This window comes from Burkholderia cepacia, from assembly GCF_029962485.1.
Taxonomy (GTDB): domain Bacteria; phylum Pseudomonadota; class Gammaproteobacteria; order Burkholderiales; family Burkholderiaceae; genus Burkholderia.
Map to the genome: position 1 here is coordinate 939,779 of NZ_CP073637.1, position 25,716 is coordinate 965,494.

Consider the following 25,716-nt stretch of genomic DNA (forward strand, 5'->3'; position numbering starts at 1 on the left):
CATGCGTGCGGGCGGGGCATCGCGCCGGTGCGCGCGCCCCTGCATCGCGTCAAGCCAGCGCCGTGCGCTGCCGGCGCAGGAATGCCGGGATCGACGTGACGATGTCCGGCTTGCCCTGGTTGCCGGCAATGAACGGGCTCCACGGCTGCGCGCGCACCGCGGTCTTCGTTTTCCACACGACGTTGAACTGCCCGTCGCCGCGGATCTCGCCGATCATCACCGGCTTGTGCAGGTGGTGGTTGCCGTCCATCGCGAGCGTGAAACCCGACGGCGCGGCGACGGTTTGGCCGATCATCGCGACGCGCACCTTGTCGACGTCGGTGCTCTTCGCCTTCTCGACGGCCTGCTTCCACATATGGATGCCCACGTAGGTCGCTTCCATCGGGTCGTTGGTCACGCGCTTCGCGCCGCCCGGCAGGTTGTTCGCCTTCACCCACGCGGCGAACTGGTCCTTGAACTTCGTGTTGGTCGGGTTCTTCACCGACATGAAGTAGTTCCACGCGGCGAGGTGGCCGACGAGCGGCTTCGTGTCGATCCCGCGCAGTTCTTCCTCGCCGACCGAGAACGCGACGACCGGCACGTCGGTCGCCTTGATCCCCTGGTTGCCGAGTTCCTTGTAGAACGGCACGTTCGAGTCGCCGTTGATCGTTGAGATCACGGTCGTCTTGCCGCCTTGCGAGAAATTCTTGATGTTCGCGACGATGGTCTGGTAATCGCTGTGGCCGAACGGCGTGTAGACCTCCTGAATATCGGCATCCTTCACGCCCTTCGATTTCAGGAACGCGCGCAGGATCTTGTTGGTCGTGCGCGGATACACGTAGTCGGTGCCGAGCAGGAAGAAGCGCTTTGCGCCGCCGCCTTCCGCGCCCATCAGGTACTCGACGGCCGGAATCGCCTGCTGGTTCGGCGCGGCGCCCGTGTAGAACACGTTGCGCGACATTTCCTCGCCCTCATACTGCACCGGGTAGTAGAGCAGCCCGTTCAGCTCCTCGAACACCGGCAGCACGGACTTGCGCGACACCGACGTCCAGCAGCCGAACACGCACGCAACCTTGTCCTGCGTGAGCAGCTGGCGCGCCTTCTCGGCGAACAGCGGCCAGTTCGACGCGGGATCGACCACCACGGGCTTGAGCTTGCGGCCCATCACGCCGCCGCTCTTGTTGATGTCGGCGATCGTCATCAGCGCGGTGTCCTTCAGCGACGTCTCCGAGATCGCCATCGTGCCCGACAGCGAATGCAGGATGCCGACCTTGATCGGGCCGGTGCCCGCATCGGCCGCGTGCGCGAACGGGCTCTTGCCCGCCAGCGCGAGCGCGCCGGCCATCGAACCGAACTTCAACAGACTGCGACGTTTCATCGGGATCCCCTTGTCGTGTTGGATGCGCGTGCGCCGTGGCGGCGCCTGCCATCGTGTAACGCAAGGCATGTGCCAGTCGCGCGGATGCGCGCCGGGCGTGCCTGTGCGGGGCGTTCCGGGGCGTCGGGGTGGTGCGGATGATGCGTCGTGCAGCATCCGCGGTCCGTTGCGGTGCAGGCGCGCGGGCGCAAATGGTGCACGGCGCGGGGGCGCGGCGCCGTTGCGCGTCATCGGCGGCGTGCGGAACGAGACGGAGCGGGGCGGAAAAGAGAAACGGGCACGCGATGCGTGCCCGTTCGGCGGATCAGTGCGGCCGGCGGCAGTGTGCCGGGCGGCGGGGCGGCGCGCGATGCGCCGCCGGACAGGTCAGTAACGCGGCACGGACGGATCGACGTCGCGCGACCACGCGTCGATCCCGCCTTGCAGGTTGTACAGCTTCGTGAAGCCGCGCGATTCGAGGAACATCGCGACCTGTGCGCTGCGCATTCCGTGATGGCACACGCAGACGATTTCCGTTTCGTCGTCGAGCTCTTCGCTGCGCGCGGGAATCTGCTGCATCGGGATCGACACGCTGCCGGCGATCTGTGCGGTCGCGATTTCCCACGGCTCACGCACGTCGAGCACGACCGGTGCCGGGCGCGTCGGATCGCCGAGCCATTCCGCGAGCATCGCGGGCGTCAGGATCTGCATGGAGGCTCCGCTGCTCAGAACTTGAAGCGCGACGGCTCGATCGCGTTGACGAGGTGGTCGATGTACGTTTCGAACACGTCGGCGACGCGGTACTGCTTGTCGTCGATGCGCGTGATGATCTGCGCCTTCATCACCGGACGGCCGCCGACGAATGCCGACAGGCGGCCGCCGACCTTCAACTGCTCGAGCATTTCCTGCGGCACGACGGGCAGGCCGCCCGCGACGCAGATCACGTCGTACGGCGCCTTGCCGGCCCAGCCGCGCGAACCGTCGCCGAGGACGACTTCCGCGTTGGTCACGCCGTCGTTGCGCAGGTTGTCTTCCGCGAATTTCGCGTTGGTCGGGTCGATCTCCACGGCCGTCACGTGCTGTGCACGGTGCGCGAACAGTGCGGCGAGGTAGCCCGAGCCGGCGCCGATGATGAGCACGTTCTCGTGCTTCTTGACCGTCAGCTCCTGCAGCACGCGCGCTTCGACGCGCGGGAACAGCATCTTGCTGTTGCCGCCGGGCAGCGGCAGTTCGAGGTCGGCGAACGCGAGATCGCGGTATGCGGCCGGAACGTAGTTTTCACGCTTGACGATCGACAGCAGGCCCAGGACGTCCAGATCCAGCACGTCCCACGGCCGGATCTGCTGTTCGATCATGTTGAAACGCGCGTTTTCGATATTCATGGTGTGGTCACGCAGCCTGGTCGGCCATCAGCGGGGATAGAGAAACTTCGTGATTGTACCAAACGGGGCGGCCGCGAAGCCTTCAGGCGGCCTGCAACAGACCTTTACCCTTTGCTCTTCTTGATCTGCGCCTCGAATGCGAGGTCAAGCTTGCTCGCCTTGCGCGGCTTTTTGGGGCCGAATTCGTCGACGAACTTGACGAACTCGTCGAGCGGCAGCGGCTCGCAGCGCTTCTCGGCGGTGCCGCCCGAACGGTCGACGAGATAGAACAGGCCGCCCGCCATCGCGACGGCCGCGAATTGCGGGTTGCCGGAGCGGGTCTTCAGGCGTTCGACCGCGTAGGTCGCTTTGGTGGTGCGCATCGTGCGGGTTCTGGCGGAACGTAAGCCCCACACTGTATCAAACCGGCCGCCTGCGCGCGGCCTTGGCCCGATCGGCCCTAGACCGTGCGCGAATAGCGCTGCTGCTGCGTCTGCCCGAGATACGCGTCGAATGCCATCGCGATGTTGCGTACGACCATGCGGCCGGCCGGATGGATCGTCAGGCGGTCGCGCGCGATCGTCAGCAGCCCGTCGCGCTCGAACGGGCGCAGCGCGTCGAGCTCGCGCGCGAAATGATCGGCGAAGCGGATGCCGTGCGCGGCCTCGACGTGCGAGAACGGCAGGTCGAGGTTGCACATCAGTTGCGTGATCACGTCGCGGCGCAGCCGGTCGTCGGGCGTGAGCCGCACGCCACGCGCGATCGGCAGCCGGCCCGCGTCGAGGGCGGCGCCATAGGCCGGCAGATCCTTCGCGTTCTGCGCGTAGACGTCGCCGACCTTGCCGATCGACGACACGCCGAAGCCGACGAGATCGGTATCCGCGCGCGTGCTGTAACCCTGGAAATTGCGCTGCAGCGTGCCGTTGCGCTGCGCGCGCACGAGCTCGTCGGACGGCCGCGCGAAGTGGTCCATCCCGATGTACACGTAGCCGGCGGACGTCAGCATGTCGATCGCGAGGCCGAGCAGCGCGATGCGCGTTTCGGGCGGCGGCAGCGTCGCATCGTCGATCTGCCGCTGCATCTTGAACAGGTGCGGCATGTGCGCGTAGCCGAACACCGACAGGCGATCGGGCGCGAGCTCGATGATCGTCTCGAGCGTGCGCGCGAACACGGCGACGGTCTGGTGCGGCAGCCCGTAGATCAGGTCGACGCTCACCGAATGAAAGCCCGTCGTGCGCGCGGCGGAGAGCAGGTCGGCCGTCATCGCGAGCGGCTGGATGCGGTTGATCGCCTGCTGGACGGCCGGATCGAAATCCTGCACGCCGAGGCTCAGCCGGTTGAAGCCGATCGTGCGCAGGTGCACGAGTGTCGCGGGCGTGACCGTGCGCGGATCGATCTCGATCGAGAACTCGGCGTCGGCGTCCGGCGCGAGCGCGAAGTGCTCGCGGGTGGCCGCCATCAGCTCGGCCGTTTCGTCGTCGGACAGGAAGGTCGGCGTGCCGCCGCCCCAGTGCAGTTGCGTGACGGGGCGGGACGGATCGAACAGCGCGGCCTGCAGCGCCATCTCGCGCTTGAGCTGGTCGAGATACGGGCGGGCGCGGCGGTGGTTGTTGGTCGCGATCTTGTTGCAGCCGCAGTAGAAGCACGCGGTGTTGCAGAACGGGATGTGGAAGTACAGCGACAGGTCGCTCGACGACGCACCGGGGTCGCTGGCTGCGCGCACGTAATCGGCTGGGTCGAAATCGTCGCGGAACTGCAGTGCGGTGGGATATGACGTATAGCGCGGCCCGTTCGCGCCGTATTTCGCGAGCAAATCGGGACGGAACATTGTGTCGGCAGAACCAGAACTCATGACGGTCTCGCGCTTTTTAGATGCTTTCGAGTATATAAACGCGCGATTCGGCTGCATTGTGTAATAACGTCGCAGCCGGCGATGGCACAATGCGGGGTGGGGCTGCCGGACGCCGCGTCCGGTTGCCGCACCGTTTTTGTTGTTTGTCGAGAGAGCCGAGTGTCCGTCGAATTGCCTGTCCGCCCGGCGCCCGCCGACGTCCCGCCGCCGCATGCATGCCGCGAGGGCTGCGGTGCGTGCTGCATCGCGCCGTCGATTTCCAGCCCGATTCCGGGCATGCCCGGCGGCAAGCCGGCCGGCGTGCGCTGCGTGCAGCTCGGCGACGACCTGCGCTGCATGATCTTCGGCCGGCCCGAGCGCCCCGCGTGCTGTTCCGGGCTGCAGCCGTCCGCCGACATGTGCGGCGCGTCGCGCGACGACGCGCTCGCGTGGCTCACGCGCCTCGAGGCCGCGACGCAGCCGTCGTCGCATACAGGAGAGAGTTCAGCATGACCGCACCTCGCGCGCCCGGCCGGCGCCGTTTCCTTGCCGCATCCATCGGCGCCGTCGGCGTGTGCATCTCGCTCGCTGCCTGCGCGTCGACGTTCCCGTTCATCCCCGATCACTACACGTTCTCGCGCGGCGACGTGCAGAAGGCCGTCGGGCGCAAGTTCCCGTACCAGAAGACGGTCGCGCAGGTCGTCGATGTGTCGCTCGCGAACCCGGCCGTCAACCTGCTGCCTGACCAGAACCGCGTCGCCGTGCAGCTCGATGCGCATTTCGCGAGCCCGTTCCTGCGCGCGCCCGTCAGCGGCAAGTTCACCGTGTCGGGCCAGCTTGCGTACGACGCGCCGAGCCGCTCGGTCGTGCTGAGGGCGCCGGCCGTCGACAGCCTCGTGCTCGACGGCGACGCGCAGATGTATGCGCAGCAGGTCGGCGCGGCCGCCGGCCTGCTCGCGACGCAGTTGCTGACCAACTATCCGATCTACACGTTCAAGCCCGAACAGCTGCAATTTGCCGGGGTGAACTACGAACCCGGTACAATTACGATTCTTACAAACGGCATACGCGTGGCGATCGTCGAGAAGTGACGACGGACCGCGCGCGGCCGGGCGGGCCGCGCGTGGAAGAGTGGCCCTTTCTTTCGACCATTTCGGAGTTGGGCCACGGATGGACTGGATCCTGATCTGCAAGGCATTGATCCTCGGCGTCGTCGAGGGGCTGACGGAATTCCTGCCGGTGTCGAGCACCGGTCACCTGATCGTCGCGGGCAGCTTCCTGAATTTCAACGATTCGCACGCGAAAACCTTCGACGTCGTGATCCAGTTCGGCGCGATTCTCGCGGTCTGCTGGGAATACCGGCAACGGATCGCGTCCATCGTGTCCGGGCTGCCGAGCCGGCCCGACGCGCGGCGCTTCACGTTGAACGTCGTGATCGCGACGATTCCCGCGATCGCGCTGGGCCTCCTGTTCGAGAAGAAGATCAAGGCCGTGCTGTTCTCGCCGGTGCCCGTCGCGTTCGCGCTTGTCGTGGGCGGTGCGATCATCCTGTGGGCCGAGGCGCGGCAACGCGAACGCAGCGAGCCGCCGCGCGTGATGTCGGTCGATGCGCTGACGCCGCTCGATGCGTTGAAGGTCGGCCTCGCGCAGTGCTTCGCGCTGGTGCCCGGCATGTCGCGCTCGGGCTCGACGATCATCGGCGGGATGCTGTTCGGCCTCGACCGGCGTGTCGCCACCGAATTCTCGTTCTTTCTCGCGATCCCGATCATCTTCGGCGCGACGCTCTATGAAACCGTGAAGGACTGGCAGGCGTTCACCGTCGATTCGCTCGGCCTGTTCGCGCTCGGGCTCGTCGCGGCGTTCGTCAGCGCGTTCGTGTGCGTGCGCTGGCTGCTGCGCTACGTCGCGACGCACGATTTCACGGTGTTCGCGTGGTACCGGATCGCGTTCGGGCTGTTCGTGCTGCTGGTCGGTTACAGCGGCTGGCTTAACTGGGCGTGATGCCGAGACGGCGGCCGGTGCGCCACCGATAAAAAAGGCCCGATCGGCAGATGCCGGTCGGGCCTTTTTCCTTTCGGGGCAGGGGCGAGTCGTTCAGCCTGCGCGCTTGCGGAACACCAGGTCCCACACGCCGTGGCCGAGCCGCAGCCCGCGCCGTTCGAACTTCGTCACCGGGCGGTAGTCGGGGCGCGGTGCGTAGTCGGCGGCCGTGTTCTCGAGCGTCGGCTCCGCGCCGAGCACTTCCAGCATCTGTTCCGCGTAGTTCTGCCAGTCGGTCGCGCAGTGGATGTATGCGCCCGGCTTCAGGCGCGACGCGAGATGCGCGACGAGCGGCGGCTGGATCAACCGGCGCTTGTGATGGCGCGCCTTGTGCCACGGATCGGGGAAGAAGATGTGCACGCCGTCGAGGCTTTCCGGCGCGAGCATGTGCTCGAGCACTTCGACCGCGTCGTGCTGGATGATGCGGATGTTCGGCAGGTCCTGCTCGCCGATCAGCTTCAGCAACGCGCCGACGCCCGGCTCGTGCACTTCGACGCCGAGGAAGTCGTCGCCCGGGCGGTGCGTGGCGATTTCCGCGGTCGACGCGCCCATGCCGAAACCGATCTCGAGGATGCGCGGCGCGCTGCGGCCGAACACGGCATCCCAGTCGAGCAGTGCCGGTGCATACGGGACGACGAAGCGAGGGCCGAGGTCGTCAAGCGCGCGGCGCTGGCCGGTCGACACGCGGCCGGCGCGGGTCACGAAGCTGCGGATGCGGCGGTGGTGCAGCGGGTTGACTGCGCCGGCGCCTTCGGCGGCTTCGTCGGGAATGGCGTCGTCGTGCGGCGTCAGGCCGGCTTCGTTCGGATCGTCGTGCATCATCGGTACTGAGAAAGGCTCGGTTGCGGGCGAGGGCATCGGGCGCGCGGGACGCGCCAGCGCGGTACAAAAAAGCCGCCTTCGACGAGGCGGCTGGCGCGCGGTTGCGGAACGTGGCGACGGGAGCGGCGATACGCCGTCAAGCCGTTGATCCTTAAGGATTTCCCGTTCAGCCAACCGGAAAGAGCCGGATTATGGACTGGTTTGATCCGACTGGCAAGGTTGCGCGGGCGGTGGCCGCGCTGCTGCTGGCCCGGCGTCGACATGCTTCGGGTTGGGGCCATATGGAAAAAGGGCCGAAGCGCATGCCGCTTCGGCCCTCGTTTCAGCGAACGGATTCGTTGCGCGTCACGCGACGCGCTGGTCGAGCCTGCGGCGCGTGATCGCCTTGATCTGGTTCAGCGCGTAATCGAGTTCGAATGCGGTCTCGCGCGACACGCGGCTTTCCAGTTCGAAGAAGATGCCGGCCTTCGTGTAATGGCGCACGCAGATGATGAACGGGAAGCCGTGCTGCTCGCGATACGCGCGGTTCATCCGCTGCAGGCGGATTTCCTCGTCGTCGGTCAGTGCGTCGAGGCCGGCGCTCGTCTGTTCGCTGACCGATGCGTGCGTCAGCCCGCCGCCGCGCACGGCCTGTGCCGACAGTTCGGGATGGCGATCGAAGAACGCCTTTTTCGCATCGATGCCGCGCGCGCGGATGCTGGCCATCATCGCGTCGTGCAGCGCGTCGACCGAAGCGAACGGGCGCGCGGCCCACGCGTCTTCGGCGACGTCCGGCGAGTGCTCGAAGATGTCGCCGAGGGCTTGAACGAACTGATCCTTCGCCATCGCGTTGATCGCGGCGAGCTTGGTGGTGTCGAGTGAAGTCGAGGACATCGTCTGTAGGAACCTTCGAGCGGGAATGGAGGTTCCGAGTATAGGAATCGCACCGGTGCGACCAGAAGTGGGCAAGTCCTATTGGCCGTATACCAGTCGGGGCATTGGCCCCGCACGTCGGCGGTTCCGGGCCCGCATCGGCGCGCACTTCATGCGGCGCCGGCAATCGACGTCAGCCGCTCGCCGCTGTCCGACAACAGTCCGCGCAGCCATGCATGCGCCTTCGAGCGATGCTTGTTCGGATGCCAAAGCACATAGAAGCGCATCAGCGGAAAGTTGAATGGCGCCGGGCGGATCAGCAGCGGCAGGCGGCGTGCGTAGTAGGCCGCGAAATGCCGCGCGGTCGTCAGGATCAGGTCGGATTCGCTGACGAGGTACGGCGCGAGACTGAAGTACGGGCAGGACATCTGCCGGCCGCGGCTCAGGCGCAACGTCGCGAGTGAACTCTCCACGACACCGCGCTGCGAGCTCGAGTAGGGCAGCGGCACCAGGTGCGACGCATCGATATAGCTTTCCGCGGTCAACCTGCCGGGCTTCGCGAGCGGATTGTCCTTCGACATCAGGCACACGACTTCGTCCTCGAGCAGCACGTTCATGTGCAGATGCTCGGGCGGCGTCGGCCAGTTGCCGATCACGACGTCGACCTGTCCTTCGGCCAGCGCCTTCTCGTAGTCGTATTCGGCGCCCATCGGCAGCGTGACGAGCTTCGAATTCGGCGCGTGCTGGCGGAACCGCCGCGCCAGGTCCGCGAAGAACGGCGGCGCGAGGTAGTCGGGCATCGCGATCGTGAACGTGCGGTCGGAGCGCTGCGGATCGAATGCGTCGTCGGCGCTGAACATCTTGTCGAGTGCATTGAGCGCGACGCGCGCGTCCTGCGTGAGCTGCAATGCGCGCTCGGTCGGCACCATCTCGTTCTTTTCGCGCGTGAGCAGCGGATCGTCGAACAGCTTGCGCAGGCGTTTCAGCGCGCTGCTGAGCGCGGGCTGCGACTGGTTCAGCCGGATCGCCGTGCGCGACACGCTGCGTTCCTCGACCAGCGTACACAGCACGCGAAGCAGGTAGGTGTCGAGCGGATCGTCGTTGCGCATGGTGATTTCGGGTTCGTTGACCGGCTCCACTTTGCCGTCGAGTGCCGAACGGCGTCAACGGTTCGAGGTACGTCACGGCGCGCCTGCCCGGCAATCGGGAGACGGGCGAGACCGGCGTCGATGCCGCTGAAACGGCCGCCACGCTTGACGGGCGACACCCCGCGAAGCGGTACGGGGCGGCCTGCAGCGCGGTTTGCTATGGGGCCTATAACAACCCGAACCTGTCTGCTGCCGGAGCCCTGCGATATGGTCGGGCTTCACAACAAGATCACGGCCTTGCAAGCCGCCGAGGCCCGACCGGATCGCCGCGCAGTGCGGCGGCGAGACGGGCGGTCGCGTCGTCGGCCCAGGACGGCCGAGTCATTACAGGAGACACCTGTGTCTGTCACGGAGCAGCATTCGTCAGTCTATTCGTCGGTCGAGCCGACGCTTGAAGAGCGCGTCTATCGCAAGGTGTCGTGGCGTCTTCTGCCGTTTCTCTGCGCCCTGTGGGTGCTCGCGTGGCTGGACCGCGTGAACATCGGTTTCGCGAAGCTGCAGATGCTCGATACGCTCAAGTTCAGCGAGGCCGTCTACGGGCTCGGCGCCGGCATCTTCTTTCTGGGCTACTTCTTCTTCGAAGTACCGTCGAACGCGCTGCTGCAGAAGATCGGCGCGAAGAAGACCATCATGCGCATCACGATCGGCTGGGGGATCATCTGCATCATGCAGTCGTTCGTGAAGACGCCGACGCAGTTCTATCTGCTGCGCTTCCTGCTCGGCGCGTTCGAAGCCGGCTTCTATCCCGGCATCATCCTGTACCTGACCTACTGGTATCCGAGTTCGCGGCGCGCGAAGGCGTTCGGCACGTTCATGTCGGCGTCGGCGATCGCCGGCGTGCTCGGCGGCCCGCTCGCCGGCAGCATCATGACGTCGCTCGACGGTTCGCACGGCTTCCACGGCTGGCAATGGCTGTTCGTCATCGAGGGCATCCCGTCGGTGCTGGCTGGGATCGTTGCGTACTTCTACATGACCGATCGGCCGGAGCAGGCGACGTGGCTGTCCGTTGCCGAGCAGCAGGTCGTGCGCAACGTGCTGGACGCGGACAAGCGCGAGCTCGGCGAGCGCGGCCACGACTGGCGCACGCTGTTCCGCAATCCGAAGGTATGGCTGCTGATCGCGATCTTCTTCTGCCTGTTGTGCGCGAACTCCGCGCTGACGTTCTGGATTCCGACGATCATCCGCGACTCGGGCTTCGGCGCGACGGTGGTGATCGGCTGGATCGCCGCACTCGCGTACGTGTTCGGCGCTGCCGGGATGATCCTGAACGGTGCGCGTTCCGACCGGAACAAGGAAGTGCGCTGGCACTTCGCGATCCCGGCCGGCTGCGGTGCGCTGGCGATGGCGGTGATGGCCGTGCTGCTCGGGATGCCGGGCGTGGCACCCGCGTTCACGATCGCAGCGATGATCGTGGCGCTGGCCGGCACGATGAGCGCGATTCCCGTGTTCTGGCAGTTGCCGAACCTGTATCTGGCCGGCAGCGCCGCTGCGATCGGCGTCGCGCTGATCAATTCGGTGTCGAACCTGGCCGGCTTCGGTGCGCCGTATGTGCTCGGGCTCGTCAAGAGCGCGACCGGCAGCCTCGCGCCGGGCCTTTACCTCGTCGCCGCGATCGAGCTGATGGCGGCCGTGCTGGTCGTGACCGGCATCGTGCATGCACACAAGTCGAAGGAATCCTGATCATGAGCGAACTCTTCAAGCGTGAGCGCCGGCAATTCGTGATGGCGTCGATGGCTGCGGCCGGCGGCATGCTGCTGGCTGGCCGCGCACCGGCCGCGACGCCGTCGGCGGCGCAGGGCGATGCGCTGAAGCCCGCGCAGGCGGCCGATCCGATCTCGCAGCATGGCGCGAGCCCGCGCCTGACCATTCACCTGCTCGATACCTATCACGGTGCGCCTGCGGCCGGCATGCACGTCGAGTTTTCGCGGATCGAGAAAGGCGAGGCCGTGCCGATCCGCAAGGCGGTCATCAACCGGAACGGGCGAACCGACGAGCCGCTGCTGATCGGCGACACCTACGTCGCAGGCGACTACGAACTGCTGATGCAGGTCGACGATTACTTCCGGATGAAGGGTGCGCGGCTGCCGTCGCCGTCGTTCCTGTCGCAGGTGCCGATCCGCTTCCGCGTCACCGATGCATCGGAACGGCTGCACCTGCCCGTGCAGTTCGGGCCGTGGAACTACACGTACTACCGCGGCAGCTGAGCGGCAGGTTCTTTCCGGATTCCTCGACCAGAATTGGAGCAAGCGAATGGCTGGCATCAGCACCCATGTTCTCGACCTGACGACCGGCAAGCCGATCGGCGGCGTACCGATCGAACTCTATGACCTCGGCGTCACGCCGCCCAGATTGCTGAACCGCACGGTCAGCAACGCCGACGGGCGAACCGACGCGCCGATGCTGCGCAGCGAAGCAGCGCGCGCCGGGCAGTTCGAACTGCGCTTCTCGATCGGTGCGCATTTCAAGGACGCGAGTGCGCTGTCCGACGTCGTGCCGGTTCGCTTCACCGTATTCGATCCGGCACAGCACTATCACGTGCCGCTGCTCTGCTCGCCGTGGTCGTTCTCGACGTACCGCGGCAGTTGATCTCACCTGAATGGAGAAGTGCTATGTCTCAAACCGATACCTACCTCGTCGACTCGATCCGCCTCGCGATGGAGAACGTACGGGAGCGCAAGACCTGGCCGTTCGGCGCCGTGCTCGTCCGCGACGGCAAGGTGCTCGCGCGTTCGGTCAATGAAGTGGAGGCGACGTGCGATCCGAGCGCGCATGCCGAGATGCAGGCCGTGCGTGCCGCGAGCAAGGCGCTCGGCAGCACGGACCTGAGCGGCTCGGTGATGTATGCGAGCGGGTATCCGTGTTCGATGTGCCTGTCGGCGATGTATCTGGCGGGCGTCAGCGAGGTGTATTACGCGTACTCGAACGAGGACGGCGAGCCGTACGACTTGTCGGCCGCGCGCGGGTATGTGGAGATCGCGCGTCCGCTGGAAGAGCGCGAGATGAAGCTTGTCTATCACCGTGCGCGCGATGAAGGGCAGGACCTGTATGAGGCCTGGCAAGCGGTGCATGGTAGCTGAGCGACGGGCTCGCACCACGCAGGGTTGATCGGTGCTGGCGCTTACGGCGCACTCCCCGGCACCGGTTTTGGGACATGCTTTCCTGATGAGGGAGGGTGTGTCCTTTTTTCTTTGGGCGGTTCGTGGTGGTTCGGGCGATGGGCCGCTGCCGGGCGATTGAGTAGAATCGCTGACGCACAACCGGCATGACCGGATGCGCGAGACGCGTGCGCAACTTGATGAAAATGAACGGCGCGCGTTTCGTTTCGATTGCTCGCGGCCAGAACGACAAGAAGCGATGACGGCCGCCATGACGTGTCATGTTCCGCATGGGGTTGCCGTGGCAACGATGGTGAGAGATGGCAGGTGGGCATGATCCACGACCAATGGCCTTTGGGGAGAAAAGCCATGAGCGAAACAACTTCCGTGCGTCGCAAGATCGGTAGCGGCCCGGCGACGCTCGCACTCGCCGAGTGCGGGATTGCCGGCATCGTCGGTATTTCGATCTTTAATAGTCCAGAGGCCTTTGCCGGGGCGTCGGGGTTCGGCGCGATCGGTACCGCGCTGGCTGTTATCGTCCTGTGCGGGATCGTTTCGCTCGGTGGTCTCGTCTGGGCGATCGGTGCGTTACTGAATGCAAATCGCGATGCCGGAGCGAACGCGATGCCGGCGTATTGCGCGATCGTGCTTCATGGCCTGCTGTGCTTGCCTATCCTGATCGTGATGATGCGGGCGGTATGAGGTGGGCGTTGCGTGCGTCGACCCGGCGTTCGCATGTGGTTGGGTGAGGGCGGCGGGAAGTGTGTTGCGGATGGCGCGAGCGCCGGACTTTACGTCGTGGGAGAGCTATCGGGAGATCTTGCGACGAGTAAGCGACGGACATGCGCCGTGGCACACATTCGAGAACTGATATTGCTGGAAGAGGGGCAGTGACTGCCAGAGAACCCTTCAGGCCATGTGCGGCAAGGGTTTGGAAGGACTGGAGCGGGCGATGGGAATCGAACCCACGTCATCAGCTTGGGAAGCTGAGGTAATGGCCATTATACGACGCCCGCAGAGCCGTTGATTCTACAAGAGGTTGGGTGAGAATGGCAAGCGTCGGATTCTGGCTACTGGCATGGCTACGTAGCGGAGCGCTAGCCGATGATGGCAAACAATCGACGAACGAACAGGTTCAATGATGTTGACTATTTTGACCATGACCCCCGAGCAGGAACAGGATGCGCGAGCAAAGGCGTTTTATCTGCTCAAGAAATGGACGAGTTTCACGTTCCTGGAATACGCCGTTGGACTATATCGGGACTTTCTCGGCGCGTATGCAAAACAACTGGACACACCGAGCCCAAATCAGGTGGAGCTCGAGGAAGCCTACACACATGATTTCTTGGGGGCACTGGTGCACATGGATCTGGGCATCGATGCATTGCGCCGAGGTCTTGACAAACGAGCAGCATACGACGCGCTGGTTATAGGAAGCCAGCAAGGCGGCGACCTGTTGTTTGGACGGAGTGCGCTTGAAATCGGTCGTAAATACGATCCGTTTTTTCATTCACTGGGGCTGAAGGACACCAACTTTTCGGATCCGGTGTATGCCACCGGATTCGCGGAGGGGGTGTGGATCGAGAGATTGATCTGCTACGCGCTCAAGTGCACGGTCGGGCTCGATTTTTCCGAATACCTTACCTATGGCAAGCGTGCCGACGGCGGCACACGTGTGTTCAAGCATTGGACGTATGAATCGTTGTTCCAGGATCCGTTATTTCCGGCCTGGCGGTATTGGCCACCCGGTCGCACCTATCCCGCATCGCTTCCTCCCTGTCCGCCGAAGAACGAATCCGCAAGCGGCGAGGTTTGCAGCGGTCAGGAGATTCCTGTCGAGGGGATCTGGGAGCCATGGTTTCCTTCCGGAGAGGTGGGCTGTCCGAGCTATTTCCTCAAAGGCAGTGTTGCCCACAAGTACTTGTTGGAAGGGTCCAACGACGAACATGCGGTGCGCTGGCGGCTGCTGTGGGAAGACACGCGTTACCGGGACGGCAGCATTCCGGCAGAGGAGGAAACTTACTTCCCCACGCCTGTCGCGCAACCGAGGCTACGGGTTCCGCCCGGAGAGCCTTGTCCGCGCACCGGTTACTGGCAAAGCCCAGCCGTGAAAGATTCGGTTCATGTCGAAGCCGGAGCGCCAATGCCGGGACCGCAACGCACAGCGTGGGGGATGGTCATTTGGCATTATGGTGATCCTCAACCGGACAATTGAAGAACTGCTAAGCCCTGAGGGTAACGGCGCTTCGCGACTTGGTCATGAAGCGTCTGATCGTAACGTAAGGCGGCACCGCAGCACCAACGCTGAGCGAAACACGCCGGCGGCGTGCTTGCCCACAAGCCAGTGTCGAAATTAGACGAGTCAGTGTCGGAAGCATGCAAGCCCCGACAACGCTTTCGAACTAACGTGACAAGCCTCTTACACGATCGTTAGTCTGGAGCCGACATGTCCGATTTCATCACCGTTCTTCGCGAAACCTGCCCGACGCCGGTCCTTGATGCGACCAAGTGGAAACGCATTGGCGGCGATCCGCACACCGTGAACCTCAACGCGTACCTCTCCAAGGACGGCAGCAAGATCATGGGTACCTGGATCTGCACGCCGGGCAAGTTCGAGGTGAACTACGAGAAGTGGGAGTACTGCCACTTCCTCGATGGCTACTGCATCATCACGCCGGAAGGCGAGAAATCGGTGCACCTGAAAGCTGGCGACGTGTTCGTGATCGAACCCGGCATGAAAGGGACGTGGGAAGTAGTGGAGACGGTGCGCAAGTACTTCGTCTTCGCCTGAGCGGGCCGATAGATTCGAGCCACGCTTGTCTTGGTCGCCCGACACCCGCCCGGTTCACGGAGCACGGAGGCAAGCAGGGGATTCCGGCTCAATAAGACCCGATCCGGTTCAAAAACGGCTCGCCGAGCGTGGTTGCACGCTTGGCCGGCTTTACCACCCCGCGCGATCGCGCCGGGTGCCGGCAAGACATCGCGCAAGCGCCTATGATGCGGCGATCAGCCTGTCGCGCCGGCCGTCGTGCGCGCATGGCCTGCGAAAACCGAACGTTTTCCCGGAACCCCGCCCATGCGCATCACCGCGATCCACGAGCAAGCGATTCCCGTGTCCCGCTATGCCGATCCGGCGATTCCATCCGGCGGCCTGACGACGAGTGTCGTTGCAGTCGTGACCGACGTCGTGCGCGATGGCCACCCGGTGACGGGCTACGGCTACGCATCGATCGGTCGCTTCGCGCAGGGCGGCCTGATCCGCGAACGGTTCGCGCCGCGCCTGCTGGCCGCGGCCGACACGCTCGCCGACGAAGCCGGCACGAACCTCGACCCGTTCCGCGCATGGCGCGCGATGATGGCCGGCGAAAAGCCCGGCGGACACGGCGAACGCTGCGTCGCAGTCGGCACGCTCGACATGGCGATCTGGGACGCCGCCGCGAAAATCGCCGACCTGCCGCTCAATCGCTTTCTGGCCGACCGGCTTGGACGCACGGCAGCACCACGCGTCCGTGTGTACGCGGGCGGCGGCTACCGCTATCCGCATGACGATCTAGCGCGTCTGTCCGACGAGATGCGCCGGATCGTCGATCTCGGCTACACGCACGCGAAGATCAAGATCGGCGGCGCGGATCTCGACCAGGATCGACGCCGCATCGAAGTCGCCGCCGCGCACCTTGCGGGCAGTTCGCGTCTCGCGGTCGACGCGATGAATACGTATGACACGACGACGGTCGGCGCGGCCGCCGAGATGCTCGCACCGTTCGACCTCTGGTGGTTCGAGGACGTGTGCGATCCGCTCGACCTGCCGCTCCAGGCAGACCTCGCCACACGATACGCATCACCGATCGCGGCCGGCGAAGCCTTGTTCTCGCTCGCCGAAGCAAAGCTGCTCGACCGTTACGGCGGGCTGCGCAACGACCGCGACGTGCTCGTATTCGATCCCGTGCATTGCTACGGACTGCCGGGCTATCTGCAGATCGTCGATCACTTCGTGTCGCGCGGCTGGCGATGCGATGCGTTCTGGCCGCATGGCGGTCATCTGTTCTCGCTGCACGTCGTCGCGGCGCTCGGTCTCGGTGGTGCGGAAGTCAGTCCGTTCGCGTTCCGTCCGTTCGGCGGGCTGGCCGATGGCGAAACCGTCGACGCCGGATACGCGCGCGTGCCGCAGGCGCCGGGCATCGGTTTCGAACTGCATGCCACCGCGCACGAAGTATTCCGCGCAGTATCGGTATCGGGCCGTTGACGGCTAAAGCGCGTCGATCGCGAATCGAATCGCGAAGCCGAGCATCATCACAGCAACGAAGCCATCGAGCACACGCCATGCGAGCGTGCGAGCGAACCACGCACGGCACGCGCGTGCGCCATAGGCGAGCATCAGGAACCACGCGAGCGAAGCGGTCATCGCGCCGATCGCAAACGGCGTGCGTGCGGACGGCGTGTGGCTCACGATCGCGGTGCCGAGCAGCAGCACGGTATCGATCCACGCATACGGATTGAGCAGCGAAACGGCGGCGGTCGCGAGTACCGTGCGTGCCCGCGTGGGCTCGCTGCCGGCGCGCGAACCGTCGACCTGCCCGGGCTGCCGTCTGACGATCGCCGAACGCAACGCGAGCAGGCCATAACCGGCGAGATAGGCGATACCGGCCCACAGCGCGGCCGATACCACACCGGGATGCCGCGACAGCAGCGCCGACAACCCCTGCGCGCCGAGCGCGATCAGCAGCGCGTCGCTACCTGCGCAGACGAGGGCAATGGAGAGCAGATGGGGGCTCGAGATCGAGCGCTTGATGACGAAGGCGTCCTTGGGGCCGACCGACGTGAACAGGCCGGCGCCAAGCAGCAGGCCTTCGATGAAGGCAGAGGTGTCGAGCACGAGCGGGCCGACAACCTCTTAAGCTGAACCGGTGATGGTTACGATGTGAGCAACGTTAAGGGGTGCCGGGGGGCGTTGTCAATGCCCCGCCGGGTACCTGCGCGCCGGTCACCGTGTTGCCGCATCGCCGAGGTTGAGCGCGACGAGCGCGCAGACGGTCAGCGCGATGCCGCCGAGCTTCAGTAAGGATACCGATTCATCGAAGCAGACGATGCCGATCACGGCGGTGGCCGCCGTGCTGGCGGCGGCCCAGCTCGCGTACGCGAGTCCCATTTCGAGGCGCTTCGTCGCGAGCGCCATCAGCCACACGGCGAACGCATAGCAGACGACCGTGATCGCAGACGGCAGCGGGCGGGAAAAACCGGCCGAAAATTTCAGGCCGACGGAGCCGAGCACTTCGGCGAGAACACTGACGCCCAGCACAAGCCAGGCAGACTGGAACGGGGACACGGATGGCCTCCTTCCCCCGACGCTTATACCGAGCGGCGAGGAGAAGTGGAGGTGTCAGCGGTACCCAGTGAAAGGAGCTTAGTACGCGCGGTGGGGCAGTACAAGGCAAGCGCCGCGCGGGTCACGCGCGATCGCCATGGCCGGCTGCCCATTCGGGCCGCTGCCCGAGCGTGTCGAACAGCCGGACGATCTCGGCCTTCACCTTCTGCACCGCGTTGCTGACGAGCGCGGTGTCGTGCCAGCACAGCGACAGGTCCCGTGCGAACAGCCGGTGCGCGACGGTCGACAGCTTGAGCTTGCGTTCCTCGATCTCGACGTGCGCGGCCGTCCACGGCAGGATCGTTACGCCGAGCTGCGCCATCACGGCTGCGAACAGCAGCCCGGTCGAACTCGCCTCGAAGCTGATTTCGTACGACAGCCCGGCCTCGCGCATCGCCCAGTCGACACGGTTGCGGATCGTGTTCGGCGCGCTCGGCAGCACGAGCGGCATGTGCGCGATCGCGTCGAGCGGCACGGGATCGTCCGGCACCGGGAATTCGGGCCACGTGATCAGGTACAGCGTTTCCGTCAGCAGCCGGTGGATCGCGATGCCGCGCGTGTCGACCGCATCGACGACGATCGCGAGATCGAGCCGCGCGCGTTCGAGCAGCGTGTCGAGATCGGCGCTCGGCGCCTCGATCAGCTCCAGCATGATGCCGGGATAGCGGTCGCGTACCGCGCGGGCGAGCGGAATGGCCAGCACGCGCGCGGTGCTCGACGGCATCCCGACCGTCACGCGGCCCTGGGGCGTATCGGCGTCGCGGCGCAGCAACTCGCGCGTGCCGTCGGCCTGGCGCAGCAGTTCGAGCGCGTGCTGGTACAGCGTGCGGCCGGCGGCGGTCGGCGCGACGCCGCGCACGCTCCGCTCGAGCAGCTGCATCCCGAGATCCTGTTCGAGATTGCGCATCTGCTGGCTCACCGCCGGCTGCGCGACATGCAGCGCCTCGCTCGCATGCGTGACGTTGCCGCATTCGACGACCTTCACGAAATAGCGCAACTGTCTCAAGTCCATCGCCGCCGTCTCCCGATTCAAGCCATAAGCCAATCCGATCGAGCAAGATGAATATCATATTTTTCTGCGATCGATGGTGTTTCTATACTCGTCTCACAAAAGAGCCCGACTGCCGGCCATCCCGGACCGGACGCGGCGAACGTGCCGGCCCCGCCGGCAAGGAGACGAAGATGTTCAAGGCGATCGACGCGCCGGCGGCCGGCGCGAAGCCGCGGCGCACGCCGCTCACGCGCGAGCAGGTGAAGGGCTTCTGGGCCGTGTACGCGGGCTGGGTGCTCGACGGCGTGGATTCGGTGATCTACGCGCTCGTGCTGATTCCCGCACTGACCGAACTGCTGCCGGCATCCGGCATCGCGGCGACGCCCGCGAACCTCGGGATGTACGGCTCGATCCTGTTTGCGCTGTTCCTGATCGGCTGGGGGCTGTCGTTCATCTGGGGGCCGCTCGCCGACCGCTTCGGCCGCGTGCGCACGCTCGCCGCGAGCATCCTGATCTACTCGGTGTTCACCGGTGCGGCCGCGTTCGTGCACGACGTCTGGGCGCTGGCCGCGTGCCGGCTGATCGCCGGGATCGGCGTCGGCGGCGAGTGGGCGCTCGCGGGCACCTATGTCGCAGAGAGCTGGCCGGAAGACCGCCGCAAGATGGGCGCCGGCTACCTGCAGACGGGCTACTACTTCGGCTTCTTCATCGCCGCCTGCCTGAACTACACGATCGGCGCGACCTACGGCTGGCGCGCGATGTTCCTGTGCGGTCTTGCGCCCGCATTGCTCGCGGTGTTCACGGTGATGCGCGTGAAGGAGCCCGGGCAGTGGCGCCGGCACGACGCGCGCGACGGCGACGTGGCCGACGCGCGGCGCGCGCATCCGCTGCGCGAGATCTTCGCGCCGGCGTTCCTGCGCCGCACGCTGACGAGCGCGAGCCTCGTGGGCGTCGCGATCGTCGGGTTGTGGGCCGGTTCTGTTTACGAGGCGAGCGCGGTCAGTACGCTGGCGGCGCGCGCGGGCATCGATCACGTCGGCGCGCTGCGGCTTGCGTCCATCGGTGCGGCAATCCTGTCTTGCGCGACGATCGCGGGCTGCCTGGTCGCACCGTGGCTGTCGGAACGGCTCGGCCGGCGCACCGCGCTCGGCGTGTATTTCGCGGGGATGGCCGGCTCGATCGTGTTCGCGTTCGGCTGGGCGTTCTATCAGCCGAACGGGCTGGCGGCGTTCATGGTGTCGCTCGCGTTTCTCGGCTTCTTCGGCGGCAACTTCGCGATCTTCTCGTTGTGGCTGCCCGAGCAGTACCCGACGCGTGTACGCGCCACCGCGTTCGCGTTCAACGCGTCGGTCGGCCGCTTCATCGGTGCGGGCGTGAACTTCCTGCTCGGCGCCGCGATTCACGGCTACGGATCGCTCGGCGTGCCTGTCGCGTGGACCGCGGCCGTGTTCGGGCTCGGCATCCTGATCCTGCCGTTCGCGGTCGAAACGCGTCACCAGACGTTGCCCGAATGAGCGGCACGCACCGCTCGTTCGCATCCACGCCACACCCAGTCATCAATATCAGGAGTCCGGAATGCAGGCATTGAAGGGAATCAAGGTCGTCGATCTGAGTCGCGCGCTGTCGGGGCCGTTCTGCTCGATGGTGCTCGCCGATCTCGGCGCCGACGTGATCAAGGTCGAGTCGGGGCCGCACGGCGACATGAGCCGCGCATGGGGGCCGTTCGATCGTGGCGTGAGCACGTACTACCTGTCCTGCAACCGCAACAAGCGCGGCATCTGCGTGGATTTCCGGCAGCCGGCTGGGCTCGACGTCGTACGGCGGCTGATCGCGCAGGCCGACGTCGTGATCGAGAATTTCAAGGCCGGCACGATGGACGCGATGGGGCTCGGTTACGCCGCGCTGAGCGCGCATGATCCGCGGCTCGTGATGGGCAGCGTCACCGCGTTCGGCCCGCGCGGCCCGCTGCGCGACTGGCCGGGCTTCGACCAGATCGCGCAGGGCTATGCGGGATTGATGAGCCTCACCGGGTTTCCGGAAGGCGAGCCGACCCGCACGGGCACCGCGATCGGCGATCTCAGCTCCGGAATGTGGGTGGCGACCGGTGTGATGGCCGCGCTGTTCGAGCGCGAGCGGACCGGGCGCGGCCAGCATGTCGGCACGTCGCTGCTCGAAAGCCTCGTGTCGCTGCTGAGCGTGCACGGGCAGCGCTACCTGAGTCTCGGCGATGTGCCGCGTCGCACCGGCAATGCGCACGCGGTGATCGCGCCGTACGGCGTGTTCGAGACGGCCGACGGCCCGCTCAACCTTGCGCCGATCACGACCGACATGTGGCTGCGGTTGTGCCAGCTGCTGGATCTGCCCGAACTGCCGAACGATCCGCGCTTCGCGACCAACGACGCGCGTGTCGCTCACCGTGACGAACTGAAGGTGCTGCTGGAGAGCCGGCTGCGCACGCGCGGCAAGCGCGAATGGACGCAGCGTTTCGTCGAAGCCGGGCTGCCGGCCGGCCCGATCAATACGCTCGACGAAGTGTTCGACGATCCGCAGCTCGCCCATTGCGGGCTGGTCGAGCCGGTCGCCCATCCGACGCTCGGCGCGCTGCGCCAGGTCGTCACGCCGCTCGGCGGGATGGGCGACGACGTGCCGGCGCCGCGCACGCGCCATGCGCCGCCGCTGCTCGGCGAGCATACGGTCGACGTGCTGCGCGAAGCCGGTTACGGCGACGACGCGATCGACGCGCTGCTGGCCGGGCGTACGATCTTCCAGGCGGAAGCCGTGGCGGAGGCCGTGCAATGACCGACCCGACGAAACACGACAGCGCGTCGACCGTGACGGTCGACCTGATCGGCGAGCGGATCGCACGCGTGCGGTTCGCGAATCCTGCGCGGCGCCATGCGCTCGACGCACCGTTGCTCGACGCACTGGTCGCGCGCCTCGATGCGCTCGCCGAACACCGTCCGCCGCCCGTCGTGATCCTGTCGAACGACGGCAGCGGCGACGTGTGGAGCGCGGGGCACGACCTGCGCGAACTGGCCGACGATCGCGATCCGCTCGCATACGGCAAGCCGCTCGAACGCGCGCTGCGGCGCGTGCGAACCTATCCGGGCGCGGTGATCGCGGCGGTGGCCGGTTCGGCGTGGGGTGGTGCGGTCGATCTCGTGATGAGCTGCGACCTCGTCATCGCGGCGCGCGACGCGCGTTTCGCGATGACGCCGGCGAACATCGGCCTGCCGTATTCGACGAGCGGCCTGCTGCGCTTCTACGACAACCTGCCGATCCATGTGCTGAAGGAAATGTTCTTCTGCGCGCAGCCGCTCGATGCGGAGCGCGCCGCGCATCACGGGCTCGTGAACCGGCTGGCCGAACCGGGCGGCGTCGACGACGCGGCGCTCGACGTCGCGCGCACGATTGCCGCGAAGGCGCCGCTTGCCGTGCATGCGGTGAAGGAGCAGTTGCGCGTGCTGCAGGACGCGCGGCCGCTGCCGGCCGACGCGTTCGAACGGATTGCCGAGTTGCGCCGGCAAGCGTGCGAAGGCGCCGATTTCGACGAAGGGTTGCGTGCGTTTGCGGAGCGCCGTACGCCGCAGTTTCGCGGCGCCTAGGCGTACCGGTCGCGTTGCGACGGCGGCGTGCGTTACACGCCGCCGAGCGCGTGCAGGCCGACGAGCAGCAGCGCGCCGATCGCGATCAGCAGCAGCGCATGAATGCGTGTGTAGATCACGCACAGCGTCGACGCGACCGCGATCGCACGCGCGGCCCAGCCGCCGTCGAGCGCCTGCAGCAGCACCCAGACCGACGCGAGGATCATGCCGGCCGCGACCGGGCGCAGGCCGGCTTCGAGCGCGATCTGCCAGCGCTTGCCCTGGTGCCGCCGCCACAGATGCGCGACGCCGTAGATCAGGAAGGCGGTCGGGCCGAACAGTGCGAGCGTCGCGATCACCGCACCCCAGAAGCCGGCCACCTGCCAGCCGATCAGCGTCGCCAGCAGCGAGCCGGGCCCCGGCGCCATCCGCGCGATCGCGAAGTCGTTCACGAATTGCGTGGCGGTCATCCAGTGATGGACGTCGACGACCTGGCGCTGGATGTCGGCGATGATCGCCTGCCCGCCGCCGATCGTCGCGATCGACAACGGCGCGAATACGCCGAACAGTGCCGCGTAACGTGCAGACGCGTTCATCGTGCGTCGCTCCTGGCCGGTGTGGCGGCCGCGCGGCGGTATTCGAGCGCGACGCTCAGCGCGCCGCCGATCAGCACGGTCCACACGAGCGGCCAATGCAGCACCGCCACCGACACGAAGGTGAGCGCCATCACCGCGAACGGCAGCGCGCGACGCGGCAGCCGCCGCACGGCGGTGATCGCCATCGAGATCGACAGCCCGATCGCCGCGGCTGCCGCGCCGGCGAGCGCGATATGCGTGAGCGGGAAGCGCGTGAGCGTCGAGAACGCGACGCCGATCAGCACGATCAGCACGGCCGGCGGCGCGATGATGCCGGTGAATCCGGCCACCGCGCCGCGCCATCCGGCGAGGCGGTAGCCGATCCAGATCGCGAGGTTTTTCACGTTGACGCCCGGCAACGCTTGCGACAGCGCGAGGCCGTTGAGGAATGCCTCTTCATCGAGCCAGCGCCGTTCGTAGACGAAGTCGCGCATCATCCGCCCGCTCAGTCCGCCGCCGAAGCTGGTCAGGCCGATCTGCGTGAACGCGATGAACAGCGCGAGGATGCCCGGCGGCGGTGCGTCGCCTGCGGGCGGCGCCGGTGAAGTCGTGGCGGAAGGCGGGGGCATCGGGCGGGTAGCACGTGGCGATCGAGTGATCGCCCATGTTAGCAAGCGGCGCCTGTCAGCACGCTGACATTGGCTCGGCGCCGCCGCGGCGACATCCGCCGCCGATTCGACGCGCTATGCGCGCACGACCGTCACGCCCGCCGCCTCGATCGGCTCCGTCAGCGCGGCTTCGGTTTCCTTCTCGACGACGACCGTCTGCGCCAGCGTGATCTCGCCGATCACGAACTGCGACGCCGCGCGCAGTTTCGACTGCGACGCAAGCACGACCGTCTCGGCCGCGCGTTCGGCCAGCGCGCGCTTGATCGCCGCTTCCTCGAAATCGCCGGTGCTCAGCCCCGCGACCGGATGAACGCCCGTGACGCCCATGAAGTACAGGTCCGCATGGATGCGCGCGATGCCTTCCATCGCCGCCGCGCCGACCGCGACGATCGAGTGCTTGTAGAGCCGCCCGCCGATCAGGATCACGTCGATCGACGGATGCGCGGCCAGCGCGACCGCGACGCTCGGGCTGTGCGTGACGATCGTCGCGCGCAGGTCGGGCGGCAAATGACTGACGAGCAGCGCGGAGGTCGTGCCGCCGTCGACGATCGCGACCTGGCCGGGCGCGATCATCTCCGCGGCCCGCCGCGCGATGCGCCGCTTTTCCGCCGTCTCGAGCGTCTCGCGCTGCGCGAACGGCGCGACGGCCGGCGACGCCGGCAGCGCGCCGCCATGCACGCGCTGCAGCAGGCCTTCGGCCGCGAGCTCGCGCAGGTCGCGGCGAACCGTGTCTTCGGACACGCCGAATTGCGCGCTCAGCTCGACCGCCAGTACCTGGCCGTCGCGCGCGAGCGCATCGAGGATCGCCTTCTTGCGTTGGGTCGTCAGCATCGTGTTTGCACGAAAATTCTTGAAATTGCACGAATATGCACGTTACCATGGGCGCCGTCTTTTGTCGAACGGGAGGCTGCAATGGGTGCAATGGCTGCAACGCGTGACCGGGTCCGCATCGTCGATACGACGGTGCTGTCCGATGACTGGTATGTGCTGAAAAAGGTGACCTTCGATTTCCAGCGCCGCGACGGAACGTGGCAGCGCCTGAACCGCGAGACCTACGATCGCGGCAACGGCGCGACGATCCTGCTGCGCCATGCCGGCACGGGCGACGTGCTGCTGACGCGGCAGTTCCGGATGCCGGCGTTCGTCAGCGGCCACGACGGCATGCTGCTCGAAGCCGCCGCCGGCCTGCTCGACGACGAGACGCCCGAAGCGCGCATCCGCGCGGAGGCCGAGGAGGAGACCGGCTACCGTGTGCGTGGCGTGCGCAAGGTGTTCGAGGCGTTCATGAGCCCGGGCTCCGTGACGGAGAAGCTGCATTTCTTCGTCGGTGAATACGACGCGTCGCTGCGTACCGGCGACGGCGGCGGCGTCGCGGAAGAGGGTGAGGATCTCGAAGTCGTCGAGATGCCGCTGCAGGCGGCGCTGGACGCGGTCGAGCGCGGCGAGATCGTCGACGCGAAGACGATCATGCTGCTGCAGTACGTCGCGCTGCGGGAAACCGCCGGCGCGCGCGCCGCATGACGCCGCAGCTCGTGCTGGTCGCAGGCCCCTATCGCAGCGGCACCGACGGCGACCCCGCGCGCATCGCCGCGAACCTGCACCGGCTGGAAGCGGCGGCGCTTGCCGTGTACCGGCGCGGGCACGTGCCGATGATCGGCGAATGGGTGTCGCTGCCGCTTGCGGTCGCGGCCGGGTCGACGCAGGTCGGCGACGCGATCAGCGAGACGTTCCTGTATCCGGCCGCGCACCGGTTGCTGCGGCGTTGCGATGCAGTCCTGCGGATCGACGGCGCGTCGCGCGGTGCGGACATGGATGTCGGTCTTGCGCGGGAGCTTGGCAAACCAGTCTATTTCGCGGCCGACGAGATTCCGCTCGCGCCGGACGATCCGGATCGCTGACGAGGAAGGGCGGCGCCGGGCCGACGGCTCACCGGCGGCCTCGCCGCATCGGTCGATACCTGCACGGCCGATGACCGGACGAGCGTGGCGTCGCGCCGCTGCATCGCGCATGCGGCGCGACGCTCGAACGGGCGTATGATCGCGACGCCATTC

At 66.4% G+C, this 25,716-nt stretch carries 30 protein-coding genes and 1 tRNA gene; 16 read left to right on the top strand and 15 right to left on the bottom strand.

All coding sequences use genetic code 11. The features are described from left to right. Window positions 1-49: 49 nt before the first annotated feature. From urtA to hemN, 5 genes are all read right to left on the bottom strand, one after another. Entirely contained in the window at window positions 50-1,357 is a 1,308-nt protein-coding gene (urtA, locus tag KEC55_RS04300) for an urea ABC transporter substrate-binding protein (RefSeq protein ID WP_282506890.1), read from the bottom strand. A 366-nt stretch (window positions 1,358-1,723) separates the two neighbouring features. Then, window positions 1,724-2,047 (bottom strand): rhodanese-like domain-containing protein, encoded by a 324-nt coding sequence (locus KEC55_RS04305; RefSeq protein ID WP_282506891.1) that lies wholly within the window; start codon window positions 2,045-2,047, stop codon window positions 1,724-1,726. A 14-nt stretch (window positions 2,048-2,061) separates the two neighbouring features. Further along, window positions 2,062-2,718, bottom strand: coding sequence for a protein-L-isoaspartate O-methyltransferase family protein (locus tag KEC55_RS04310; protein WP_282506892.1), 657 nt, complete (start codon window positions 2,716-2,718; stop codon window positions 2,062-2,064). A 104-nt stretch (window positions 2,719-2,822) separates the two neighbouring features. Further along, complete coding sequence (locus KEC55_RS04315) at window positions 2,823-3,080, bottom strand: hypothetical protein (RefSeq protein WP_034182921.1); 258 nt, start codon at window positions 3,078-3,080, stop codon at window positions 2,823-2,825. Between the two features lie 77 nt (window positions 3,081-3,157). After that, window positions 3,158-4,549, bottom strand: coding sequence for an oxygen-independent coproporphyrinogen III oxidase (gene hemN, locus KEC55_RS04320; RefSeq protein WP_282506893.1), 1,392 nt, complete (start codon window positions 4,547-4,549; stop codon window positions 3,158-3,160). A 159-nt stretch (window positions 4,550-4,708) separates the two neighbouring features. Between hemN and KEC55_RS04325 the strand changes: the two genes are divergently transcribed. The 3 genes from KEC55_RS04325 to KEC55_RS04335 all read left to right on the top strand — a co-directional run bounded on the left by KEC55_RS04325 (window position 4,709) and on the right by KEC55_RS04335 (window position 6,529). After that, the gene (locus KEC55_RS04325) at window positions 4,709-5,041 is read left to right on the top strand and encodes a YkgJ family cysteine cluster protein (RefSeq protein WP_282506894.1); all 333 of its coding nucleotides are present in this window, start codon (window positions 4,709-4,711) and stop codon (window positions 5,039-5,041) included. Further along, window positions 5,038-5,619, top strand: coding sequence for a DUF1439 domain-containing protein (locus tag KEC55_RS04330; protein WP_282506895.1), 582 nt, complete (start codon window positions 5,038-5,040; stop codon window positions 5,617-5,619). The genes KEC55_RS04325 and KEC55_RS04330 overlap by 4 nt, the downstream gene beginning before the upstream one ends. Before the next feature lie 79 nt (window positions 5,620-5,698). Continuing rightward, window positions 5,699-6,529, top strand: a complete 831-nt coding sequence (locus KEC55_RS04335; RefSeq protein WP_282506896.1) for an undecaprenyl-diphosphate phosphatase — start codon at window positions 5,699-5,701, stop codon at window positions 6,527-6,529. A 93-nt stretch (window positions 6,530-6,622) separates the two neighbouring features. Here the strand turns inward: KEC55_RS04335 and trmB are convergent, their stop codons facing one another. The 3 genes from trmB to KEC55_RS04350 form a co-directional block, all read right to left on the bottom strand. Beyond that, window positions 6,623-7,390, bottom strand: a complete 768-nt coding sequence (trmB, locus tag KEC55_RS04340) for a tRNA (guanosine(46)-N7)-methyltransferase TrmB (protein ID WP_282506897.1) — start codon at window positions 7,388-7,390, stop codon at window positions 6,623-6,625. Between the two features lie 345 nt (window positions 7,391-7,735). Continuing rightward, window positions 7,736-8,263 carry a 2-oxo-4-hydroxy-4-carboxy-5-ureidoimidazoline decarboxylase gene (uraD, locus tag KEC55_RS04345; protein WP_176049374.1) on the bottom strand — a complete coding sequence of 176 codons (528 nt, stop codon included), beginning with the start codon at window positions 8,261-8,263 and terminating at the stop codon, window positions 7,736-7,738. A 149-nt stretch (window positions 8,264-8,412) separates the two neighbouring features. Then, window positions 8,413-9,351, bottom strand: a complete 939-nt coding sequence (locus KEC55_RS04350; protein WP_282506898.1) for a LysR substrate-binding domain-containing protein — start codon at window positions 9,349-9,351, stop codon at window positions 8,413-8,415. A 378-nt stretch (window positions 9,352-9,729) separates the two neighbouring features. Between KEC55_RS04350 and KEC55_RS04355 the strand changes: the two genes are divergently transcribed. The 5 genes from KEC55_RS04355 (at window position 9,730) to KEC55_RS04375 (ending at window position 13,187) form a co-directional block, all read left to right on the top strand. Then, window positions 9,730-11,070 carry an MFS transporter gene (locus tag KEC55_RS04355; protein WP_282506899.1) on the top strand — a complete coding sequence of 447 codons (1,341 nt, stop codon included), beginning with the start codon at window positions 9,730-9,732 and terminating at the stop codon, window positions 11,068-11,070. Between the two features lie 2 nt (window positions 11,071-11,072). After that, window positions 11,073-11,594, top strand: a complete 522-nt coding sequence (uraH, locus tag KEC55_RS04360; protein ID WP_282506900.1) for a hydroxyisourate hydrolase — start codon at window positions 11,073-11,075, stop codon at window positions 11,592-11,594. Window positions 11,595-11,640: 46 nt separating this feature from the next. Next, entirely contained in the window at window positions 11,641-11,976 is a 336-nt protein-coding gene (uraH, locus tag KEC55_RS04365; protein ID WP_059235698.1) for a hydroxyisourate hydrolase, read from the top strand. 23 nt (window positions 11,977-11,999) lie between these two features. Continuing rightward, entirely contained in the window at window positions 12,000-12,467 is a 468-nt protein-coding gene (locus KEC55_RS04370; protein ID WP_282506901.1) for a nucleoside deaminase, read from the top strand. A gap of 387 nt (window positions 12,468-12,854) precedes the next feature. Then, entirely contained in the window at window positions 12,855-13,187 is a 333-nt protein-coding gene (locus tag KEC55_RS04375; protein WP_282506902.1) for a hypothetical protein, read from the top strand. Between the two features lie 239 nt (window positions 13,188-13,426). On the opposite strand, the gene KEC55_RS04380 is transcribed toward KEC55_RS04375, so the two are convergent. After that, window positions 13,427-13,501 (bottom strand) — tRNA-Gly (locus KEC55_RS04380). A gap of 122 nt (window positions 13,502-13,623) precedes the next feature. Between KEC55_RS04380 and KEC55_RS04385 the strand changes: the two genes are divergently transcribed. The 3 genes from KEC55_RS04385 (at window position 13,624) to KEC55_RS04395 (ending at window position 16,728) form a co-directional block, all read left to right on the top strand. Beyond that, window positions 13,624-14,700 carry an Imm72 family immunity protein gene (locus KEC55_RS04385; protein ID WP_282506903.1) on the top strand — a complete coding sequence of 359 codons (1,077 nt, stop codon included), beginning with the start codon at window positions 13,624-13,626 and terminating at the stop codon, window positions 14,698-14,700. Between the two features lie 231 nt (window positions 14,701-14,931). Further along, window positions 14,932-15,276: a cupin domain-containing protein gene (locus KEC55_RS04390; protein WP_176049364.1), complete on the top strand. Its 345-nt coding sequence runs from the start codon at window positions 14,932-14,934 to the stop codon at window positions 15,274-15,276. Between the two features lie 285 nt (window positions 15,277-15,561). Then, window positions 15,562-16,728 (top strand): enolase C-terminal domain-like protein, encoded by a 1,167-nt coding sequence (locus KEC55_RS04395; RefSeq protein ID WP_282506904.1) that lies wholly within the window; start codon window positions 15,562-15,564, stop codon window positions 16,726-16,728. A 3-nt stretch (window positions 16,729-16,731) separates the two neighbouring features. Here KEC55_RS04395 and KEC55_RS04400 read toward each other — a convergent pair whose 3' ends face one another. From KEC55_RS04400 to KEC55_RS04410, 3 genes are all read right to left on the bottom strand, one after another. Then, entirely contained in the window at window positions 16,732-17,358 is a 627-nt protein-coding gene (locus KEC55_RS04400; protein WP_282506905.1) for a LysE/ArgO family amino acid transporter, read from the bottom strand. Window positions 17,359-17,466: 108 nt separating this feature from the next. Continuing rightward, window positions 17,467-17,808 carry a DMT family transporter gene (locus KEC55_RS04405; protein ID WP_282506906.1) on the bottom strand — a complete coding sequence of 114 codons (342 nt, stop codon included), beginning with the start codon at window positions 17,806-17,808 and terminating at the stop codon, window positions 17,467-17,469. Between the two features lie 121 nt (window positions 17,809-17,929). After that, window positions 17,930-18,859 (bottom strand): LysR substrate-binding domain-containing protein, encoded by a 930-nt coding sequence (locus tag KEC55_RS04410; RefSeq protein ID WP_282506907.1) that lies wholly within the window; start codon window positions 18,857-18,859, stop codon window positions 17,930-17,932. Window positions 18,860-19,029: 170 nt separating this feature from the next. Between KEC55_RS04410 and KEC55_RS04415 the strand changes: the two genes are divergently transcribed. The 3 genes from KEC55_RS04415 to scpB all read left to right on the top strand — a co-directional run bounded on the left by KEC55_RS04415 (window position 19,030) and on the right by scpB (window position 22,443). Beyond that, the gene (locus KEC55_RS04415; protein WP_176049359.1) at window positions 19,030-20,352 is read left to right on the top strand and encodes an MFS transporter; all 1,323 of its coding nucleotides are present in this window, start codon (window positions 19,030-19,032) and stop codon (window positions 20,350-20,352) included. Window positions 20,353-20,413: 61 nt separating this feature from the next. Beyond that, on the top strand, window positions 20,414-21,637 hold the full coding sequence (locus KEC55_RS04420; RefSeq protein WP_282506908.1) for a CaiB/BaiF CoA transferase family protein: 1,224 nt from the start codon (window positions 20,414-20,416) through the stop codon (window positions 21,635-21,637). Then, the gene (gene scpB, locus KEC55_RS04425) at window positions 21,634-22,443 is read left to right on the top strand and encodes a methylmalonyl-CoA decarboxylase (RefSeq protein WP_282506909.1); all 810 of its coding nucleotides are present in this window, start codon (window positions 21,634-21,636) and stop codon (window positions 22,441-22,443) included. The genes KEC55_RS04420 and scpB overlap by 4 nt, the downstream gene beginning before the upstream one ends. 32 nt (window positions 22,444-22,475) lie before the next feature. Here the strand turns inward: scpB and KEC55_RS04430 are convergent, their stop codons facing one another. The 3 genes from KEC55_RS04430 to KEC55_RS04440 form a co-directional block, all read right to left on the bottom strand. Then, window positions 22,476-23,018 carry a chromate transporter gene (locus tag KEC55_RS04430; RefSeq protein ID WP_282506910.1) on the bottom strand — a complete coding sequence of 181 codons (543 nt, stop codon included), beginning with the start codon at window positions 23,016-23,018 and terminating at the stop codon, window positions 22,476-22,478. Further along, window positions 23,015-23,626: a chromate transporter gene (locus KEC55_RS04435; RefSeq protein WP_282506911.1), complete on the bottom strand. Its 612-nt coding sequence runs from the start codon at window positions 23,624-23,626 to the stop codon at window positions 23,015-23,017. Before KEC55_RS04435 ends, KEC55_RS04430 begins: the two co-directional genes overlap by 4 nt. Before the next feature lie 114 nt (window positions 23,627-23,740). Further along, window positions 23,741-24,496: a DeoR/GlpR family DNA-binding transcription regulator gene (locus KEC55_RS04440; RefSeq protein ID WP_282506912.1), complete on the bottom strand. Its 756-nt coding sequence runs from the start codon at window positions 24,494-24,496 to the stop codon at window positions 23,741-23,743. Between the two features lie 90 nt (window positions 24,497-24,586). On the opposite strand from KEC55_RS04440, the gene KEC55_RS04445 reads away from it, so the two are divergent. Continuing rightward, the gene (locus KEC55_RS04445; protein ID WP_176049353.1) at window positions 24,587-25,186 is read left to right on the top strand and encodes an NUDIX domain-containing protein; all 600 of its coding nucleotides are present in this window, start codon (window positions 24,587-24,589) and stop codon (window positions 25,184-25,186) included. Then, window positions 25,183-25,563, top strand: a complete 381-nt coding sequence (locus KEC55_RS04450) for a DUF4406 domain-containing protein (RefSeq protein ID WP_282506913.1) — start codon at window positions 25,183-25,185, stop codon at window positions 25,561-25,563. Before KEC55_RS04445 ends, KEC55_RS04450 begins: the two co-directional genes overlap by 4 nt. Window positions 25,564-25,716 lie beyond the last annotated feature (153 nt).